Raw genomic sequence first — 18,718 nt, 5'->3', positions numbered from 1 at the left:
CCTCTCATGGCCGTTGCGCCCTAATGTATACACAGATCGCAGGATTCGCACCATCCACCACGGAAGTGCTCAAGAAACTTGGAAAAATGTATACATAGGGGTGGTGGTGCGTGATCGGGGTCACTAGTGTGGCCATCAGTGACGGACGAGTGACGAAGACCGGTCCAGGCCTCTTGAATCCCAGGCCTGCCGAGTCCGGGACCACCGAGACCGAGATCGCAGCGAAAGGAAGCGGCCATGAGCCAGCATCAGGAAGAACCCACACAGGACGCCACGGATCTGCCTGCGGCCGGGGGCCTCGGTTCGCTGCCCGGTGACGGCACCTATGCGGCCGAATTCACCCGCAGCGTCCAAGACCCCGAAGGGTTCTGGCTCGATGCCGCCCGACGCATCGACTGGGAGACCGCGCCGACCAAGGCCCTCGACGATTCCAACGCCCCCATCTACCGGTGGTTCCCCGACGGTGTGCTCAACACCTGCCACAACGCCGTGGACCGCCACGTCCAGGCCGGACACGGGGACCGCACGGCGATCATCTACGACTCCGCCGTGCTCGGCCTCCAGGAGAAGATCACATACGCCCAGTTGCAGGAAAAGGTCGCCGCGTTCGCAGGGGCGCTCGCAGCGGCCGGCGTGAGCAAGGGTGACCGCGTCCTGATCTACCTGCCGATGATTCCCCAGGCCGCGATCGCCATGCTGGCCACTGCGCGTCTGGGTGCCGTCCACTCGGTGGTGTTCGGCGGGTTCGCGCCCAAGGAACTCGCGGTGCGTATCGACGACTGCCGGCCGACCGCCGTCGTGACGGCATCCGGTGGTGTCGAGCCCAAGCGTCGTATCGAGTACCTGCCCGCTGTGGCCGAGGCGATCGGCATGGCCGGGCACACCCCGGGAACCGTGTTCGTGCACGAGCGTGACGGGTTCGAGCACTCCGTCCAGGAAATGCAGACGGAAGCCGACGCCGGATCGACCGGCGTGGCCTGGAAGTCGTGGGCCGGCGCGGTCGCGGAGGCCGAACCGGCCGACTGCGTGCCCGTGGCCGCCACGGACCCCCTCTACGTGCTCTACACCTCCGGTACCACGGGCACTCCCAAGGGTGTGGTGCGGGACAACGGCGGTCACGCGACCGCTCTGGCCTGGACCATGGAGAACATCTACAACGTGGCCCCGGGCGAGGTCATGGCCACCGCCTCCGACGTCGGCTGGGTGGTGGGCCACTCCTACATCGTCTACGGGCCGCTGATCGCCGGCGCGACCACCGTGATCTACGAAGGCAAGCCGGTGGGCACCCCTGATGCCGGTGCGTTCTGGCGGTTGATCCAGGACCACCAGGTCAGGTCCTTCTTCACCGCACCCACGGCCCTGCGCGCCATCCGGCGCCAGGACCCGGAGGGTGAGCTGGTCAAGGACTACGACATCTCCAGCCTCCGGACCCTCTACGTGGCCGGCGAGCGCCTGGACCCGGAGACCTGGAGCTGGGCTTCCCGCGTCCTGGGGGTCCCCGTGGTGGACCACTGGTGGCAGACCGAAACGGGCTGGGCGATCGCGGGCAACCCCATGGGCCTGGAAGCACTGGAACTCAAGTCGGGTTCCCCGACCGTGCCGATCCCCGGTTACCAGGTGGAGATCCTGGACCCGCTGGGCGACCCCGTGGGCCGTGGCGAGGAGGGCAACATCGCGGTCAAGCTCCCGCTGCCTCCCGGGACGTTGGCCACGCTGTGGGGCAACGACCAGCGTTTCATCGACTCCTACCTCACGGCCTTCGACGGCTACTACGCGACCGGTGACTCGGGGCTCATGGACCAGGACGGTTACGTCTACGTCATGGGCCGCACCGACGACGTCATCAACGTCTCCGGCCACCGCCTCTCCACGGGGCACATGGAGCAGGTGCTCGCGTCCCACCCCAAGGTGGCCGAGTGCGCGGTCATCGGTGTGGCCGACGATCTCAAGGGTCAGCGTCCCTCCGGGTACGTGGTGCTCAAGGCGGGCGCGGAGATCGACGAGGACCGCCTGATCCAAGAGCTCGTGGCCATGGTGCGCAACCAGATCGGTGCGGTGGCCGACCTCAAGCACATCGCGGTTGTGGACGCGCTGCCCAAGACCCGCTCCGGCAAGATCCTGCGCAAAACCATGCGTCAGATCGCCGACGGCGTGGAGGCGCCGGTGCCCTCGACCATCGAGGACCCGGCCGTGCTGGAAGCGATTTCGGAAGTCCTGCGTACCGGCGCCTGAGCGCTCAGCGGCCGTATTCCATCTCCGGGCGGCCCACGGTCCCGTGCCGTGGGCGCCGCTGGGCAAGGTGGCGTTCGGCCAGGTACTCCAGGTAGCGCCGGGCCGTCACACGGGACATGCCGGCGCGTGCGGCCAATTCGGTGGCCGAGAGCCATTCACCCCCGGCCAGGATCTCCTGGACCCGTTGCAGGGTTTCCGGCGCGAGTCCCTTGGGGGTGGAGGCGGGTTGGCCGGGGGAGCGCAGCGCGGTCATGGCCCGGTCTAGGTCGGCCTGGTCGATGGTGCCCGTGGCGTCCAGGGCCTGTCGGTAGTCCCGGTAGGCCTCGAGGCGACGGACCAGGTCCTCGCGGAGGAAGGGCTTGATGACGTACCCCACCACGCCCAGGGCGCTGGCCGCCCGGACGGTGTCGACGTCCCGGTGCGCGGTGACCGCGAGCAGGTCCACGTTCTCCCCGGCGCCACGCAACCTCCGGGCCACGTCAAGGCCCGTGGCATCCGGGAGATTCACGTCCAGCAGGATGAGATCCACCGGGCGCCCGGTCTTGCGCAGCCCGGCCACTGCGCGTAACGCCTCGGCTGCCGTGCCCGCCGTGCCCACGGGTTCGAAGCCCGGGGTGTGGCGCACGTATTCGAAGTGCGACTCCGCCGTCAGCGGCTCGTCCTCCACGATCAGCACGCGCAGGACGGGGCCGTTCGCGCCCCGGTTCCGCGTCACCTCGGGGTTCATGCGTCGGCCTCCATCACGTGGGTCGGGTTCGGTTCGGGGACACGGGGTGAAGCCGCGGGGACGGCCTCACCGTGCCCGGGCGTCTCGGTCGCAGCCAGCGGGACCGTCACCACGAACACGGCGCCGCCGTCGTCATGGAACTCAATGCTGCCACCGTGCCGCTCCACGACCGTGCGCACCAGCGCAAGCCCCACGCCGCGGTTCGGGTCACCGTTGTCGACCGGTTTGGTGCTGAAACCCCGCTGGAAGACAGATTCCTGAAGGTCGGGGGAGATCCCGGGGCCGTTGTCCGCGACCGTGAGGAGTGCTGCGGGGTGGCCGCCGTCGTCGATCTCCGTGAGCTCGACCTCCACGGTGGGTGCTTCCGTGTGCGCAGCGGGGTCGGTGGTGCCCGTCTGCGGCCCCGAACCGTCCCTGTATTCGACCAGGGCGTCCACGGCGTTGTCGATCAGGTTCCCGACGACGGTCACCGTCTCTCCCGGGGTGAACGGCAGGGGTGGAGGATCCCCGTGGACGCTGACGTCCAGGCGCACGCCGCGTTCATGGGCGGCCGAGGTCTTGCCCAGCAGGAGCGCTGCCAGCACGGGATCGGTCACGGCCGATTCCACGTCCCCGGCAAGTCCCCGCGAACGGCGCAGGTCCTCGGAAGCGAAGTGCAGCGCCTCCTCCGGCCGGTTCAGCTCCAGGAGCGAGACCACGGTGTGCATCCGGTTGGCGTGCTCGTGGGTCTGCGAGCGCAGGGCATCGGCCATGAGGGTCGTGGACTGCAGCTGCCCGGACAGCCGGCTCAGCTCCGTGTGGTCCCGGACCACGGCAACGGTGCCGTTGGAGGGCTTGGATGCCGGCGTGGTGCTCACGATCAACGTGTGTTCCCCGACGACGACCCAACGTTCCAGCACGTTCTCCTCGGCCAGCAGCAACGCCACGAGTTCCTCCGGCAGGTCCAGGTCCGTGAGCTTGACCCCGCGCGCTCGCCGTCGTTCGAGCATGCGCCACAGGGCGGAGGTGTGAGCCCGGGGTTCGGACAGGACGTTGTCGTCGATGTCCAGCAGTTCCCGGGCTCTGGGGTTGGCCAGGACCAGGCGGCCGTCGTCGACCAGCAGCAGGCCCTGAGCGGCGCGTTCCAGGACGGCGTCCTGGACGGCCACGGCTTCCGCCAGTTCCTCGGGCTGCCTCCCACCCGTGACCCGGGAGAGGTAGCGGGAGAGTCCGGCGGTCACGGCACTGGCGGCCAGGAACAGGACCAGCGCGATCGCGATCAGCAGCGGAACCTGCGCCCAGGAATCGGCCGCGATGTTGTCCAGCAACACCCCCGTGGCCACCAGTGCGACGATCTCCCCGTCCTGGTCCCTCACCGGTGCGATGGTGCGGGCGGACATGCCCATCTGCCCCATCTCCGTGGTGGTGCTCAATTCCCCGTCCAGGGCGGCGTCGATCGAGCCGCTGTACGGCTTGCCGATGTACTCCGGCCACGGGTGGGTCCACCGGGTGCCGTCGGTGTCCATGATCGTGACCCAGTCGATGTCCGAATCGGCCACGAGTTCATCGGCCAACGGCTGCAGAGTTGAGTGCGGGTCCTCGGTCTTGGCCTGTTCGGCGATCCACTGGTCCTCGGAGAGAGTCAGGGTCGTGGCCCGGGTGACGCTGCGCGCTTTGTCCTCGACGTCCGAAGAGGTCCGGTCCACCAGCACCACGGCAACGATCACGGTGATGCCCAGTACCAGCAGCAGCTGCATCAGCAGGAAGCGGCGTGCAAGGGACATGGCGGCCTCCTCTTCTCGGTCCTCGGCGTTGTCGTCGGTCTCTGTCGTTCGTCGTCGTTGTGCGTCCGCACTGCGCGGAGCGCGGACGGTGTCCCCAGAGTTGTGATCGCGACCACTATGACCGCAATGCGACGGCGGTCACGTTCCCGGGGAACTCTATGACGTGAACCTGGGCCACGAGTGCCCGGGTCCAGGCCCGTCCAGTATCCGCCGTGAATGCACCGGCGCCGACCTGCTGAGGAGAACCTCGTGGCCAACGCAGCCTCTGAGCCCGCCAACGCGACATCGTCGTCGCAGGGCGCACCCGTCAAGAAGAAGGACCGCACCCACTTCCTCTACATTTCCGTGATCGTGGCGGTCATCGCGGGTGCCGCACTGGGCCTCATCGCCCCTGACACCGCGGTGGCCCTCAAGCCGCTGGGCACGGCGTTCATCGCGCTCATCAAGATGATGATCGCCCCCGTGATCTTCTGCACCATCGTCCTGGGCGTCGGATCCATCGCCCAGGCCGCCACGGTCGGCAAGGTCGGCGGTATGGCCCTGGCCTACTTCCTGACCATGTCCACGTTCGCGCTGGCCATCGGCCTGCTGGTGGGCAACATCATCCACCCGGGCAGCAACCTGGACATGAGCCAGGCGACCTATGAGGTCCCGGCCGACGCCGGACACGGCGGTGGCGGTAGCGGTAGCGAGGAAGGCGGCATGATCGGCTTCCTCCTGGGCATCATCCCCACCACGCTGCTGTCCGCCCTGACCGAGGGCAACATTCTCCAGACCCTGTTCGTGGCACTGCTGATCGGATTCGCGCTGCAGGCCATGGGGGAGTCCGGCAAGCCCGTGCTCAAGGCGATGACCTACATCCAGGCCATCGTGTTCCGACTGCTCATGATGGTGATGTGGCTGGCCCCGATCGGCGCGTTCGGCGCCATCGCCGCCGTCGTCGGTGCCACCGGCGTGCAGGCCATCACCTCGATGATCGTCCTGATGGTGGCGTTCTACATCACCTGTGTGCTGTTCATCGTGGTCATCCTGGGCATCATGCTGAAGGTCGTCTCCGGCGTGAACATCTTCTCGCTCATGAAGTACCTGGCACGCGAGTACCTGCTGATCTTCTCGACCTCCTCCTCTGAGGCCGCCCTGCCGCGCCTGATCGCCAAGATGGAACACCTGGGTGTGTCCAAGCCGGTCGTGGGCATCGTGGTCCCCACCGGATACTCGTTCAACCTGGACGGAACCGCGATCTACCTGACCATGGGCTCGCTGTTCGTGGCCGATGCCATGGGGACCCCGATGGCCCTCGGTGAGCAGATCACCCTGTTGGTGTTCATGATCATCGCCTCCAAGGGCGCGGCCGGTGTCTCCGGTGCGGGTCTGGCCACCCTGGCCGCCGGCCTGCAGGCCCACCGTGCGGACCTGGTCGACGGCGTCGGCCTGGTCGTCGGTATCGACCGCTTCATGTCCGAAGCCCGTGCGCTGACCAACTTCTCCGGCAACGCCGTCGCCACCCTGGTTCTGGGCACGTGGGTCAAGCAGATCGACAAGCAGCGCGTCCGCGACGTCCTCAAGGGCGAGCTGCCCTTCGACGAGGCCAGCATGGCCGTGGATCCGCACGCCTCGCCGAACTCCGCGGAGCAGGCCACCGAGGGTTACCCGGCCTCCAAGGTCTACTGACGTAGAGCCCGTCCCTGCTGACCGGTGAGTCGTCCCGCCCATCACCCCTGATGGGCGGGACGACTCACCGGTCAGTGCTCGTTCTGGGCCTCCTCACCGGTTCTGCGCAAAACTGCCCTCGGCGGTAGTCTGGCCCGGAGCGTGTGCGCTGGCCGCCGCCGCCTTCCCCCGGTGAACCCGTGATTGCGCGGGTGCAGTGCCGTGCACAGACAAAGAGACTTCCGAGATTCCGAGGAGAGTACGCGAGTGAGCAGCAAGAGCGAGGACCGGTTCCCGGAACTGGACGACGCCAGCTCGGGCAAGGTGGGCCCCACGGGTCGACCGCTACGGACCTTCCCGGATCCTGCGCCCCTGGACTCGCACGGCCCGGCACGAATCATCGCCATGGTCAACCAGAAGGGTGGCGTGGGGAAGACGACGTCGACCATCAACCTGGGGGCCGCGCTGGCCGAATGCGGGCGCAAGGTGCTCATGGTGGACTTCGATCCGCAGGGCGCATTGTCCGCGGGCTTCGGCGTGAACCCGCACGAGCTGGACCAAACCATCTACAACGTGATGATGGAACGCGGCGTGGACCCCTGGGACGTGATCCTGGAGACGGAGGTCGAGAACATCGACCTCATGCCCGCCAACATCGACCTCTCCGCGGCCGAGGTGCAGCTGGTCTCCGAGGTGGCCCGAGAGCAGGTGCTGGCCTCCGCGCTGCGCAAGGTCGAGGACCACTACGACGTGATCCTGATTGACTGCCAGCCCTCCCTGGGTCTGCTGACCGTCAACGCGCTGACCGCCTCCCACGGCGTGATCATCCCGCTGATCTGTGAGTTCTTCGCCCTGCGCGCCGTCGCGCTGCTGGTGGACTCGATCGAGAAGGTCCAGGACCGCCTCAACCCCAAGCTGGTGATCGACGGCGTCCTGGCCACCATGTTCGATTCCCGCACCCTGCATTCGCGGGAGGTGCTGGATCGGATCGTGGAGGCCTTCGGGGACAAGGTCTTCGACACCGTCATCAAGCGCACCGTGAAGTTCCCGGACGCAACGGTCGCGGCCGAGCCGATCCTGTCCTTCGCCACCAACCACCCGGGTGCGGAGGCCTACCGGCAGTTGGCCCGCGAGCTGATCTCCCGCGGCGGCGCTCCCTGATGAGCACGCTGGTGCCCGAGGTGGACTCCGGTGAGCTCTCACCGGGTCTGTCCTCCGGGTTCGCGGTGGAGCTGGAGAACTTCGCCGGGCCGTTCGAGGTCCTCCTGGGGCTGATCGGCAAGCACGAGCTGGACATCACCACCGTGGCGTTGTCCGTGGTCACGGACGAGTTCATCGAGTACGTCCGTGCGCTGCGCCTGGAGAATTCGCCCGCGGCGTTGGATGCGGCATCCGAGTTCCTGGTGGTGGCCGCAACGCTGCTGGACCTCAAAGCCGCCCGTCTGCTGCCCCGCGGGGAGGTCGACGACGACGAAGACCTGGCACTGCTCGAAGCCCGCGACCTCCTGTTCGCCCGGCTGCTGCAGTACAAGGCGTTCAAGGACGTCTCCCACCTCATGGCGGACTCCATGCGCACCGAATCGGCGCGTCAGGCCCGGTCCGTGCCCCTGGATCCGGAGTTCGCGTCGTTGCTGCCCGAACTCGTCTGGCGCACCACGCCGGAACAGTTCGCCGAGATCGCCCGCAAGGCTTTTGAGCCGCGCGCGGAGGTCCCCACGGAGGTCGGCACGGACCACCTCCACGGATTCGCGGTGACCGTCCGGCAGGAGGCGGAGGAACTGCGTCTGCTCCTTGAGGACGGGGCGGAGCACGGGTTCAGCGCGTTGATCGCGCAGGCGGAGTCGGTGCTGGTCGTCGTCGTGCGATTCCTGGCGATCCTGGAACTGTTCCGCGACCGCGCCGTGGACCTGCGGCAGGACGCGCCCCTGGACGAACTCTGGGTCACCTGGACCGCCGACGAGGACTGGACCGCCGCGCGGCTCTCCGACGAACACGACCGCCCTGCGCTCCCTGAGGACGACGCCGCGGCCGGTCCGGTCACGGCCGAGGAGGTGGCGTCTTGAGCGCCGAACCGTCACAGCCCGTCACGCTCGATCCGGACACCGTGCCCGGCGGACTGGCCGCCGCGTTGGAGGCCGTGCTCATGGTGGCTGACCGCCCGGTGAGCGAGTTCGACCTGTCCGAGGCACTGTCCATTCCCGTGGCCGAGGTCCGTGCCACGTTGGATTCCCTCCGAGCCGAGTACGACGGCGTCGGCCCGGCAGGCGGTGTGCCGCGTGGATTCGAGCTGCGAAAGGTGGGCGGGGGCTGGCGGTTCTACTCCCGCGCCGAATTCGCCCCGTTGGTCCAGGCCTTCGTACTCGAGGGGCAGACCTCCCGGTTGAGTCAGGCCGCGATGGAGACGCTGGCCGTCGTCGCGTACCGCCAGCCCGTGAGCCGGGCCCGGGTCTCCGCCATTCGCGGGGTCAACGTGGACGGCGTGGTCCGGACCCTTGTGGCCCGTGGGCTCCTGGCGGAGGTGGACCGGGACCCGATCAGCGGGGCTCTGCTCTACGCGACCACCCCGTACTTCCTGGAGAAGCTGGGGCTGGACTCCCTGGAGGAGCTGCCCCAGATCTCCCCGCACCTGCCGGGCGTGGACCAACTCGACGAGTTCCAGGCGTAACCGCCTCTTTGCCGCGACCACACCGCTGATTGCGACCACACCGGGTGTCCGCGGTGTGATCGACAGCTACCGGTGTGGTCGGGACTTGGTGGGGGCTTGGCGGTAGACTTGGGGCTTTGCGGCGCCTCGCAATCCCCACCCTTTGACGCGATTCACGGGGCGGGATCCTGCGGTCCGTCATTCACGACGACGGCGCCCCACGCGGACCGGATGAGCCATCCTCCGCGCGAACTCCACCACAGACCTAAACAGGACAGTGAGACATGGCTGAGAACAGACAGAACAACAACCGCGGGGGACGCCCCGGTCAGGGCGGATCCGGCCGCGGCCAGGGGCGCCCCGGCGGAAAACCCGGATCGGGTGGCCCGGGCAACCGTCCCGGCGGCAAAGCAGGTACAGGTCGCCCGGGTGGAAAGCCCGGCTCCCGCGGCCCGGCCGGCAAGTCAGGCCCGGGCAAGCCGGGTGCAGGCAAACCCGGTTCGGCCAAGTCCGGACCCGCCCGCAACTCCAAGGCCCCCGCGGGCAAGGGCCCGCAGCGCGGCGCCCCGCAGCAGGGTGGCGACCGCCCCTACGCCAACACGGACCGCTACGGCCGCAAGATGCCGGACAAGGTCGCCATTTACGGGCCGCACCGTCGTCGTCGTCCCAAGAACCCGCCGGTGGACCGCCTGGAGGTCCACGACGCCGAGGGCGTGCGCCTGCAGAAGCTGCTGGCCAACGCCGGCGTTGCGTCGCGCCGCGTGTGCGAGGAGATGATCTCCGAGGGCCGCGTGACCGTTGACGGCGACGTGGTCACGGAGCTCGGCGTCCGCGTGGACCCCAAGACCGCGGAGATCACCGTGGACGGGCTGCCCATCCAGCTCGACGACAAGCTGGTCTACTACGCGTTCAACAAGCCCGAAGGCGTGGTCTCCACCATGGAAGACCAGGAGGGCCGCCAATGCATCTCCGACTTCCTGGTGCCACACCGTCACCAGCACCGCATCTTCCACGTGGGGCGCCTGGACATCGAGACCGAAGGTCTGCTGCTGCTGACCAACGACGGCGAACTCACCAACCGCCTCACCCACCCCTCCTACGAGGTCCCCAAGACCTACCTGGTGCAGGTCCGCGGCCCCATGGAGAAGGGCGTGGGCGATCAGATGAAGGAAGGGATCATGCTCGACGACGGCATCGCCAAGGTCGACTCCTTCCGCCTGGTCGACTCCGTCCCGGGGCACATCCTGGTGGAGGTCGTCCTGCACTCGGGTCGCAACCGCATTGTGCGTCGCCTCTTCGACGCCGTGGGGCACCCCGTGGAGCGGCTGGTCCGCACCCAGGTGGGACCGATCCGCATCGGCAACCAGAAGCAGGGCGTGGTCCGCGACCTGTCCAAGACCGAGGTGGGGCACCTGCTCGCCTCCGTCGGACTGAGCAGCTGACGTGGTCGCTGACGCAGGGCGGGACGCGGATTCCCTGACGGAATCGACGGAGCCTGAATCCTCGGTACCCGAATCAGCGACGACGGCGACCAACGCCCCCGTGGGCACGGTCCTGATCGTCGGCGCCGGGCTGTTGGGCGCCTCGATCGGCCTGGGACTGCGCAACCTGGGAGTCGACACCTGGCTGCGGGACGCCTCACCGACGGCGGAAGCCGTGGGGGAGGACATCGGCGCGGGCCTGAGCGAACGCGCCTGGCCGGGGCAGATGGGCGACCCGCAGCTGGTGGTCGTGGCCACCCCGCCGGATGTCACGGTGGACCTGGTGGCGGCAGCGCTGCGGGAGTTCCCGCGCGCCGTCGTCACGGACGTGGCCTCCGTCAAGGGTGCCGTGCTGCGTGGGCTGGAAGAGGCCGGAGCCGATCTGGCCCGCTACGTGGGCTCGCACCCCATGGCCGGGCGGGAGAAGTCCGGGCCGGTGGCCGCACGCGGTGAGCTGTTCACCTCCATGCCGTGGGTCCTGTGCTCGGCCGAGCAGACAGCTCCGTCCACCCGCCGGCTGGTGAAGGCGCTCGCCGTGGAACTGGGTGCCACGGTCACCGAAATGTCCGCGCAGGAACACGACGACACCGTGGCCCTGATTTCCCACCTGCCGCAGGTCATGTCCTCCTTGCTGGCCTCCCGCCTGCAGGACACCGCCTTGCACCACCTGGCCCTGGCGGGTCAGGGGCTGCGAGACACCACGCGGATCGCCGGATCGGACCCGGGCCTGTGGGTGCAGATCCTCAGCGCCAATGCGTCCTCCCTGGTCCCGGCGCTGCACGGGGTGCGCGAGGACCTGGAACGCCTGATCACCACGCTGGAAGCACCCACCGCCCCGGGTGCGCGCCTGGACGTGGCCCAGCTGATCGCCGAAGGCAACGCGGGGCAGGCACGCATTCCGGGCAAACACGGCGGCGCGCCCAAGGCCTTCGCACAGCTGACGGTCCTGGTGGACGACATCCCCGGGACCATCGCGCACCTGCTCACGTTCATCGGGGAGATCGGCATCAACCTGGAAGACTTGCGCCTGGACCATTCACCCGGGCAACCGGTGGGTCTGGCAGAAGTGTCGGTGGAGCCCAACCGCCGGGACGAACTCGTGGAAGCTCTCACCGCAAACGGATGGAAGGTGGTCCAGTGACGGATCCAGTTCAGGTCGTCGTGGCGATCGACGGGCCCTCGGGTTCCGGGAAGTCCACGGTCTCCAAGGAGATCGCCCGCCGCCTGGACCTCGGGTACCTGGACACCGGTGCGATGTACCGGGCCGTCGCGTGGTGGGCCCTGGACCAGGGCGTGGACCTGAGCGACCCGGCTGCCGTCGTCGACGCCGCCCGCAACGCCCCCGTGGAGATTTCCACGGACCCTGACCACCAGACCGTCCAGGTGGGGGAGACGGACGTGACGGACGCGATCCGCACCCCGGAGGTCACCTCGCACGTCTCCTCCGTGGCCACCGTGCCCGCGGCCCGTGAGGTGCTGGTGGACCGTCAGCGGCAGGTGATCGAGGACTCCGGGCGGCGCATCGTGGCCGAAGGCCGTGACATCACCACCGTGGTGGCCCCGGATGCCGATGTCCGCATCCTGCTGGTGGCCTCCGAGCAGGCGCGCATGAACCGCCGCGGCGCCCAGCTGGGTGGCTCGCAGAATGCCGAGGCACTGCGGCAGCAGGTGGTCGGACGCGACGCCAAGGACTCGACCGTGGTCAATTTCTCCACCGCGGCCGACGGCGTGACCACCCTGGACAATTCGGAACTGAACCTGGAGCAGTCCGTGCAGGCCGTCATGGACCTGGTCCTGCGCGCCGTTCCTGAACTTGCCTGATCACAGGCCCCACACTTTGTAAAAGCTTTAGTGAGAGGAGGGTCCTCGATGACTGAGAACCCCACCCCCAATCTTGAACCGTGGCAGCGCCCGGTCGACCCCTACGTCGAGTCCGTGCTGGGCGGTGAAGACGACGACGTCGTCGAGCGCCTCAACGCCATCGACGACGACGAGGCCGACCAGCGCGCCGAAGCCCTCCGCGCAGGCCTCGAGGACTACGACCTGGACGACGAGGACCTGGCGCTCCTGGGCGACTGGGAAGACGACGAGTTCGGTGCCCTGACCCGCAAGCCCGCGCCCGTGGTCGCCGTGGTGGGTCGCCCGAACGTGGGCAAGTCCACGCTGGTCAACCGCGTGATCGGCCGCCGTGAGGCCGTGGTGGAGGACGTCCCCGGTGTGACCCGCGACCGCGTGTCCTACAGCGCAGAATGGCTCGGCCGCCCGTTCACCATGGTGGACACCGGTGGCTGGGAGTCGGATGCCCGCGGCATCGACAAGACCGTGGCCGACCAGGCGGAACTGGCCGTGCAGCGCGCGGACGCCGTGCTGCTGGTCCTGGACACCGTGGTCGGGGTGACCGCCACGGACGAGGCCATCGTGAAGATGCTGCGCCGTGCCGGGCGTCCTGTGATCCTGGTGGCCAACAAGTGCGATTCGCCCGCGCTGGAACTGCAGGCCACCGAGCTGTGGTCCCTGGGCATGGGGGAGCCGTACCCGGTCTCCGCGCTGCACGGCAAGGGTGCCGGTGACCTGCTGGACGCCCTGTTCGAGATCCTGCCCGAGTTCTCCGAGGTGGCTGAGCCCGAGGTGATCGGCGGTCCGCGCCGCGTGGCCCTGATCGGCCGTCCGAACGTGGGCAAGTCCTCCCTGCTCAACAAGTTGGCCGGTGCCGAGCGCGTGGTGGTCAACGAGCTGGCCGGCACCACCCGTGACCCGGTGGACGAGATGGTCGAGCTGGGTGGCCGCCCCTGGCGCTTTGTGGACACGGCCGGTATCCGCCGCCGCGTGCACATGCAGCAGGGCGCGGACTACTACGCCTCCCTCCGCACGCAGTCTGCCCTGGAGCGCACCGAGGTGGCCGTGGTCCTCCTGGACGTTTCCGAGCCGCTGGCCGAGCAGGACGTCCGCATCCTGCAGATGGCCATCGACTCCGGCCGTGCCCTGGTCCTGGCTTTCAACAAGTGGGACCTGCTGGACGAGGAGCGCCGGTACTACCTGGATCGGGAGATCGACAAGGACCTGGCCCACGTGGCCTGGGCCCCGCGCGTGAACATCTCCGCCAAGACCGGGTGGCACAAGGACAAGCTGGTGCCCGCACTGGAGAAGTCCCTGGAGTCCTGGGACACCCGCATCCCCACGGGGCGCCTCAACGCGTTCCTGGGCGAGCTGGTCGCAGCACACCCGCACCCGCTGCGCGGTGGCAAGCAGCCCCGCATCCTGTTCGGCACGCAGGCATCCGCCCGCCCGCCCAAGTTCGTGCTGTTCACCACCGGGTTCCTGGATCCGGGGTACCGCCGTTTCATCACCCGCCGCCTGCGGGAGACCTTCGGCTTCGAAGGCACCCCGATCGAGGTGGCCATGCGCGTCCGCGAACGGCGGCCGCGCAACAAGCGCTGAATGGGGCGGGCATCAGCCTGACCTCATCACGACGACGGCGGTGGGCCACCTTTCTCGGGTGCCCCACCGCCGTCGTTACAGGGGAGGGATTTCTCAGGTGCCGCCTTGGCCAGGGACACCGTTACGACGCCGACACATTGGGCTGGCATGAAGAACTCCAGAGGCCCGGAAATGCGGTGGCGGTCACGTCATGGACAGGTGTCACCGTAGACTGGTGCCACCGCTTCGCCTGCCCGACGACGTGCAGGCGGCCCGCACTGAAACTGCAGCAGGGGCTGACGGCGCCCGAACGGGTACGTCCCGGCCAGCCCCGGAAGAAGGAGTGCCTGTGTTCAAGAAGATCCTGGTGGCCAACCGCGGCGAGATCGCCGTTCGCGCCTTCCGAGCCGCCTACGAGCTGGGTGCGAAGACCGTGGGCGTGTACCCGATCGAGGACCGCAACTCCATTCACCGCCAGAAGGCGGACGAGGCCTACCGGATCGGCTCCGAGGGCCACCCCGTCAAGGCGTACCTGGACGTGGACGAAATCATCCGCGTGGCCAAGGAGTCCGGGGCCGACGCCGTGTACCCCGGCTACGGCTTCCTCTCTGAGAACGCCGGTCTGGCCAAGGCCTGCGCAGACAACGGGATCACGTTCATCGGCCCCGCCGCCGATGTTCTGGACCTTGCCGGCAACAAGGTCGCCGCGCTCAAGGCCGCCAAGAAGGCGGGCATTCCCACGCTGAAGGACTCCGAGCCGTCGTCGGACCCGGAGGAGCTGCTGGCGGTGGCGGACGAGATCGGGTTCCCGATCTTCGTCAAGGCCGTGGCCGGCGGTGGTGGTCGCGGTATGCGCCGGGTGGAGACCAAGGAGGACCTGCCCGACGCACTTGAGGCCGCCATGCGCGAGGCCGGGACCGCCTTCGGTGATCCGACCGTGTTCCTGGAGCAGGCCGTGTTGCGCCCGCGCCACATCGAGGTCCAGATCCTGGCTGACGCCACGGGGGAGACCGTTCACCTGTTCGAACGTGACTGCTCCCTGCAGCGGCGTCACCAGAAGGTCGTGGAGATCGCCCCGGCACCCAACCTGGACCCTGCGGTCCGGGAGGCGCTGCACAACGACGCCGTGAAGTTCGCCCGCGAACTCGGTTACGTCAACGCGGGCACGGTCGAATTCCTCCTGGACACCGTGGGGGAGCGCGCCGGTGAGCACGTGTTCATCGAGATGAACCCGCGCATCCAGGTGGAGCACACCGTGACCGAGGAAGTCACAGACGTGGACCTGGTCCAGGCCCAGATGCGCATTGCCGCGGGGGAGACCCTGGCCGACATCGGGATCGTGCAGGACGAACTGCACGTCCGCGGCTTCGCCATGCAGTGCCGCATCACCACGGAGGACCCGGCCAACGGATTCCGGCCCGACGTCGGCAAGGTCACCGCCTACCGTTCCGCGGGTGGCTCCGGCGTGCGGCTCGACGGCGGCACCGTGTACGCGGGCGCGGAGATTTCCCCGCACTTCGATTCGATGCTGGTCAAACTGACCTGCCGAGGCCGCGACTACCAGACCGCCGTGCACCGCGCCCGCCGTGCCCTGGCCGAGTTCCGCATCCGCGGCGTGGCCACCAACATCCCGTTCCTGCAGTCCGTGCTGGAGGACCCGGAGTTCCTGGCCGGCAACGTGACCACGGACTTCATCGAGCGCCGCCCCGAGTTGCTCGAGGCGCGCGGCACCGCCGACCGCGGTACCCGCGCCCTGACCTACCTGGCCGAGGTCACGGTCAACAAGCCCAACGGTGAGCGCATCGAGGGCATCGACCCCCGTACCAAGCTGCCACGATTCCCCGGTGACAAGGTCGAGGACCCGGACCGGTCGCCCTTTGACGGCCCGGGTGAGCACACTCCGCCGGACGGTTGGCGGAAGGTCCTCCTGGACGAGGGCCCTGAAGGGTTCGCGGCCAAGCTGCGCGCGCAGACCGCCGTCGCCGTCACTGACACGACCATGCGTGACGCGCACCAGTCCCTGCTGGCCACTCGCATCCGTACCCGCGACCTGCTGGCCGCGGCACCCGCGTACGCCCACACCTTGCCGAACCTGTTCTCCATGGAGGCCTGGGGTGGGGCGACCTACGACGTCGCGCTGCGGTTCCTGGGTGAGGATCCGTGGGAGCGCCTGCGGTACCTGCGTGAGGCGATGCCGAACATCCCCATCCAGATGCTGCTGCGTGGGCGGAACACGGTGGGCTACACGCCGTACCCCACGGAGGTCACGGACGCGTTCGTCAAGGAGGCTGCGGAGACGGGGATCGACATCTTCCGCATCTTCGACGCGCTCAACGACGTCTCGCAGATGACACCTGCGATCGAGGCCGTGCGCAAGACCGGTACCGCGGTGGCTGAGGTGGCGCTGTGCTACACCTCGGACCTGCTGGATCCGGCCGAAGAGGTCTACACGCTGGAGTACTACCTGGATCTGGCGCAGCAGTGCGTGGATGCCGGGGCGCACATTCTGGCGATCAAGGACATGGCGGGTTTGCTGCGTCCGGAGGCCGCGCGTCGTCTGGTGACCGCGCTGCGTGAGCGCTTCGACCTGCCGGTTCACCTGCACACCCACGACACCGCGGGTGGCCAGATCGGTACGCTGCTGGCCGCGATCGACGCCGGCGTGGATGCGGTGGACGTTGCCACCGCGACCATGGCGGGAACGACGTCGCAGCCTTCGGCGTCGGCTCTTGTGGCCGCGCTGGCGCACACCGAGCGGGACACGGGGCTGTCCCTGCAGGCCGTGTGCGACATGGAGCCGTACTGGGAGATCATCCGCGGGATCTACAAGCCGTTCGAATCCGGGCTGTCCGGGCCGACCGGTCGCGTGTACCGCCACGAGATTCCGGGTGGCCAGCTCTCCAACCTGCGCCAGCAGGCCATTGCGCTGGGGCTGGGGGAGAAGTTTGAGCAGGTCGAGGACATGTACTACGCCGCCGACCGCATGCTGGGCCACCTGGTCAAGGTGACGCCGTCATCCAAGGTGGTCGGTGACCTGGCGCTGCAGCTGGTGGGCATGGACGTGGACCCGGCGGAGTTCGAGGCGAACCCGCAGAAGTTCGACATCCCGGATTCGGTGATCGGCTTCCTCAACGGTGAGCTCGGCACCCCGCCAGCCGGCTGGCCGGAGCCGTTCCGGAGCAAGGCTCTGGAGGGGCGGCACGAGAAGCCGGCCTTGGCTGAGCTGTCCTCCGAGGACCTGGAGGGACTCGGTGGTGAGTCGGCCGTGCGCCGTGCGACGCTGAACCGTCTGCTCTTCCCTGGCCCGACGGCGGATTTCGAGGCCAAGCAGAAGCAGTACGGCGACGTCTCCGTGCTGCACACGCGTGACTTCCTGTACGGCTTGATGCCGGAGCGTGAGCACGTGATCTCCCTGGGCAAGGGCGTGCGTCTGCTGGTGGTCCTGCAGGCCATCGGCCCGGCCGACGACAAGGGCATGCGCACCGTGATGGTCACCCTGAATGGTCAGATGCGCATGCTGGAGATCCGGGACACCTCCGTGGCCACGGATCACGTGGAGGCGGAGAAGGCCGATCCGGCCAACCCCGGCCACGTGGCGGCACCGTTCGCGGGGTCCATCACGGCGACCGTGTCCGTGGGCGATTCGGTTTCCGCCGGTGATCGGGTGGCGACCATTGAGGCCATGAAGATGGAGGCCTCCGTGACCACGCAGCAGGGCGGCACGGTCAAGCGCGTGGTCATCACGGGGCCCTCGCCGGTTGCCGGCGGGGACCTGGTGGTGGAGATCGATCCGGCTTGATGCTGGTTCGAAGTTGACGTCCCGGCGCCCTCCGATCGGGGGCGCCGGGACGTTCCGGTTCCCACGGCCCGGCGATGTGAAATCCCCCGGCCGTTGGGGTAATGTATGGCGGGTGCTTGAGGCGGTCTGACCGTCTTGTGAAGCACAGGTTGGGCGGTCCGCCGCCCACGGGATGTGGCGCAGCTTGGTAGCGCACTTGACTGGGGGTCAAGGGGTCGCAGGTTCAAATCCTGTCATCCCGACATTTTTGCCCAGGTGAGAGACTCCTCTTACCTGGGCATTGTCGTATCCGGGCCCTAAGTGATCGCAAGGTTCGAGAAAGTGACGCACCAATGAGCCCGCACCACCTGCGCACACGTACTCCAGCTGATTGTGAAACCGTAGTCGGCTGGGTACCCGATGTAGAGGCGCTGCATCTGTTCACGGGTCCGCGTATGACTTGGCCGCTGACCTCGGGGCAACTGTCGACAATGGAAGGCAGCGGCCTCAGCGCCTGGATGCTCGTAGCAGACGATACTGACGCGGCGCTCGGGCACTTCGATCTCACTTTGGACGGCCAGTCCGCCCGAATCGGTCGGGTTCTCATCGATCCTGCACGCCGCGGTCACGGTCTCGCTCATGTGCTAATTGGCCTCGCCATGGAGAAGACGCGGGAGCTTGGGGCAATGGAGCTGCGGTTGAACGTGATGGTCGGTAACGAACCGGCCATCCGCACCTATGCCCGCGCGGGATTCATTGAGATGGAGCAGTCTGATCGACCAGACGTGCACGTCATGACCCGCTCTATGTAGCAGCTATAACCCCCGCCAGAATGCAAGCTGGCCATTCCTGCGTACCTTCGACCTTGCAGGAACCGAGGGCTGCGTCGACCACAAGAGTGCGAGCACCGATGACCGGCCCAACAGGCGGCGTCTCCATTGCTCTATCGGGATGCTCACCCCGATAGAGTTCGAAACGCTCCATGACGAGGCGCTCACCCGAGAGGCTGAACCCGCACCGTAGTGG

The 18,718-nt window shown here is 68.0% G+C and carries 13 protein-coding genes and 1 tRNA gene; 12 read left to right on the top strand and 2 right to left on the bottom strand.

Annotated features, from left to right (window positions below; genetic code table 11):
* The first annotated feature begins 237 nt into the window (after nt 1–237).
* Nucleotides 238–2,232, top strand: a complete 1,995-nt coding sequence (locus GWK18_RS10060; protein ID WP_166835026.1) for an AMP-binding protein — start codon at nt 238–240, stop codon at nt 2,230–2,232.
* Between the two features lie 4 nt (nt 2,233–2,236).
* Here the strand turns inward: GWK18_RS10060 and GWK18_RS10055 are convergent, their stop codons facing one another.
* Complete coding sequence (locus tag GWK18_RS10055) at nt 2,237–2,959, bottom strand: response regulator (protein ID WP_166835024.1); 723 nt, start codon at nt 2,957–2,959, stop codon at nt 2,237–2,239.
* Nucleotides 2,956–4,722 (bottom strand): sensor histidine kinase, encoded by a 1,767-nt coding sequence (locus GWK18_RS10050; RefSeq protein ID WP_166835022.1) that lies wholly within the window; start codon nt 4,720–4,722, stop codon nt 2,956–2,958. Before GWK18_RS10050 ends, GWK18_RS10055 begins: the two co-directional genes overlap by 4 nt.
* Before the next feature lie 249 nt (nt 4,723–4,971).
* Between GWK18_RS10050 and GWK18_RS10045 the strand changes: the two genes are divergently transcribed.
* From GWK18_RS10045 to GWK18_RS09995, 11 genes are all read left to right on the top strand, one after another.
* Complete coding sequence (locus GWK18_RS10045) at nt 4,972–6,393, top strand: cation:dicarboxylase symporter family transporter (RefSeq protein ID WP_348535921.1); 1,422 nt, start codon at nt 4,972–4,974, stop codon at nt 6,391–6,393.
* 246 nt (nt 6,394–6,639) lie between these two features.
* Nucleotides 6,640–7,533 carry an AAA family ATPase gene (locus tag GWK18_RS10040; RefSeq protein ID WP_166835018.1) on the top strand — a complete coding sequence of 298 codons (894 nt, stop codon included), beginning with the start codon at nt 6,640–6,642 and terminating at the stop codon, nt 7,531–7,533.
* Nucleotides 7,533–8,435, top strand: a complete 903-nt coding sequence (locus GWK18_RS10035; protein WP_166835016.1) for a ScpA family protein — start codon at nt 7,533–7,535, stop codon at nt 8,433–8,435. Before GWK18_RS10040 ends, GWK18_RS10035 begins: the two co-directional genes overlap by 1 nt.
* A complete protein-coding gene (scpB, locus tag GWK18_RS10030; protein WP_245193184.1) occupies nt 8,432–9,037 on the top strand; it encodes an SMC-Scp complex subunit ScpB in 606 nt (201 codons plus the stop codon). The genes GWK18_RS10035 and scpB overlap by 4 nt, the downstream gene beginning before the upstream one ends.
* A 263-nt stretch (nt 9,038–9,300) precedes the next feature.
* The gene (locus GWK18_RS10025) at nt 9,301–10,458 is read left to right on the top strand and encodes a pseudouridine synthase (protein WP_166835014.1); all 1,158 of its coding nucleotides are present in this window, start codon (nt 9,301–9,303) and stop codon (nt 10,456–10,458) included.
* A 100-nt stretch (nt 10,459–10,558) separates the two neighbouring features.
* Nucleotides 10,559–11,638 carry a prephenate dehydrogenase gene (locus GWK18_RS10020; protein ID WP_348535923.1) on the top strand — a complete coding sequence of 360 codons (1,080 nt, stop codon included), beginning with the start codon at nt 10,559–10,561 and terminating at the stop codon, nt 11,636–11,638.
* Nucleotides 11,620–12,318 carry a (d)CMP kinase gene (gene cmk, locus GWK18_RS10015; RefSeq protein WP_166835012.1) on the top strand — a complete coding sequence of 233 codons (699 nt, stop codon included), beginning with the start codon at nt 11,620–11,622 and terminating at the stop codon, nt 12,316–12,318. The genes GWK18_RS10020 and cmk overlap by 19 nt, the downstream gene beginning before the upstream one ends.
* Nucleotides 12,319–12,366: 48 nt before the next feature.
* Nucleotides 12,367–13,935 carry a ribosome biogenesis GTPase Der gene (gene der / locus GWK18_RS10010; RefSeq protein ID WP_166835010.1) on the top strand — a complete coding sequence of 523 codons (1,569 nt, stop codon included), beginning with the start codon at nt 12,367–12,369 and terminating at the stop codon, nt 13,933–13,935.
* Between the two features lie 328 nt (nt 13,936–14,263).
* Nucleotides 14,264–17,713 (top strand): pyruvate carboxylase, encoded by a 3,450-nt coding sequence (locus GWK18_RS10005; RefSeq protein ID WP_166835008.1) that lies wholly within the window; start codon nt 14,264–14,266, stop codon nt 17,711–17,713.
* A gap of 168 nt (nt 17,714–17,881) precedes the next feature.
* Nucleotides 17,882–17,955: transfer RNA gene (locus GWK18_RS10000), tRNA-Pro, on the top strand.
* A gap of 90 nt (nt 17,956–18,045) precedes the next feature.
* Complete coding sequence (locus tag GWK18_RS09995; RefSeq protein ID WP_166835006.1) at nt 18,046–18,504, top strand: GNAT family N-acetyltransferase; 459 nt, start codon at nt 18,046–18,048, stop codon at nt 18,502–18,504.
* Nucleotides 18,505–18,718 lie beyond the last annotated feature (214 nt).

Origin of the sequence: Kocuria sp. JC486 (genome assembly GCF_011602805.1) — a bacterium.
In the GTDB taxonomy this organism is placed as follows: Bacteria; Actinomycetota; Actinomycetes; order Actinomycetales; family Micrococcaceae; genus Kocuria; species Kocuria soli.
The sequence above is the reverse complement of the archived record's forward strand: the minus strand, read 5'-3'. Positions and strand labels throughout refer to the sequence as shown.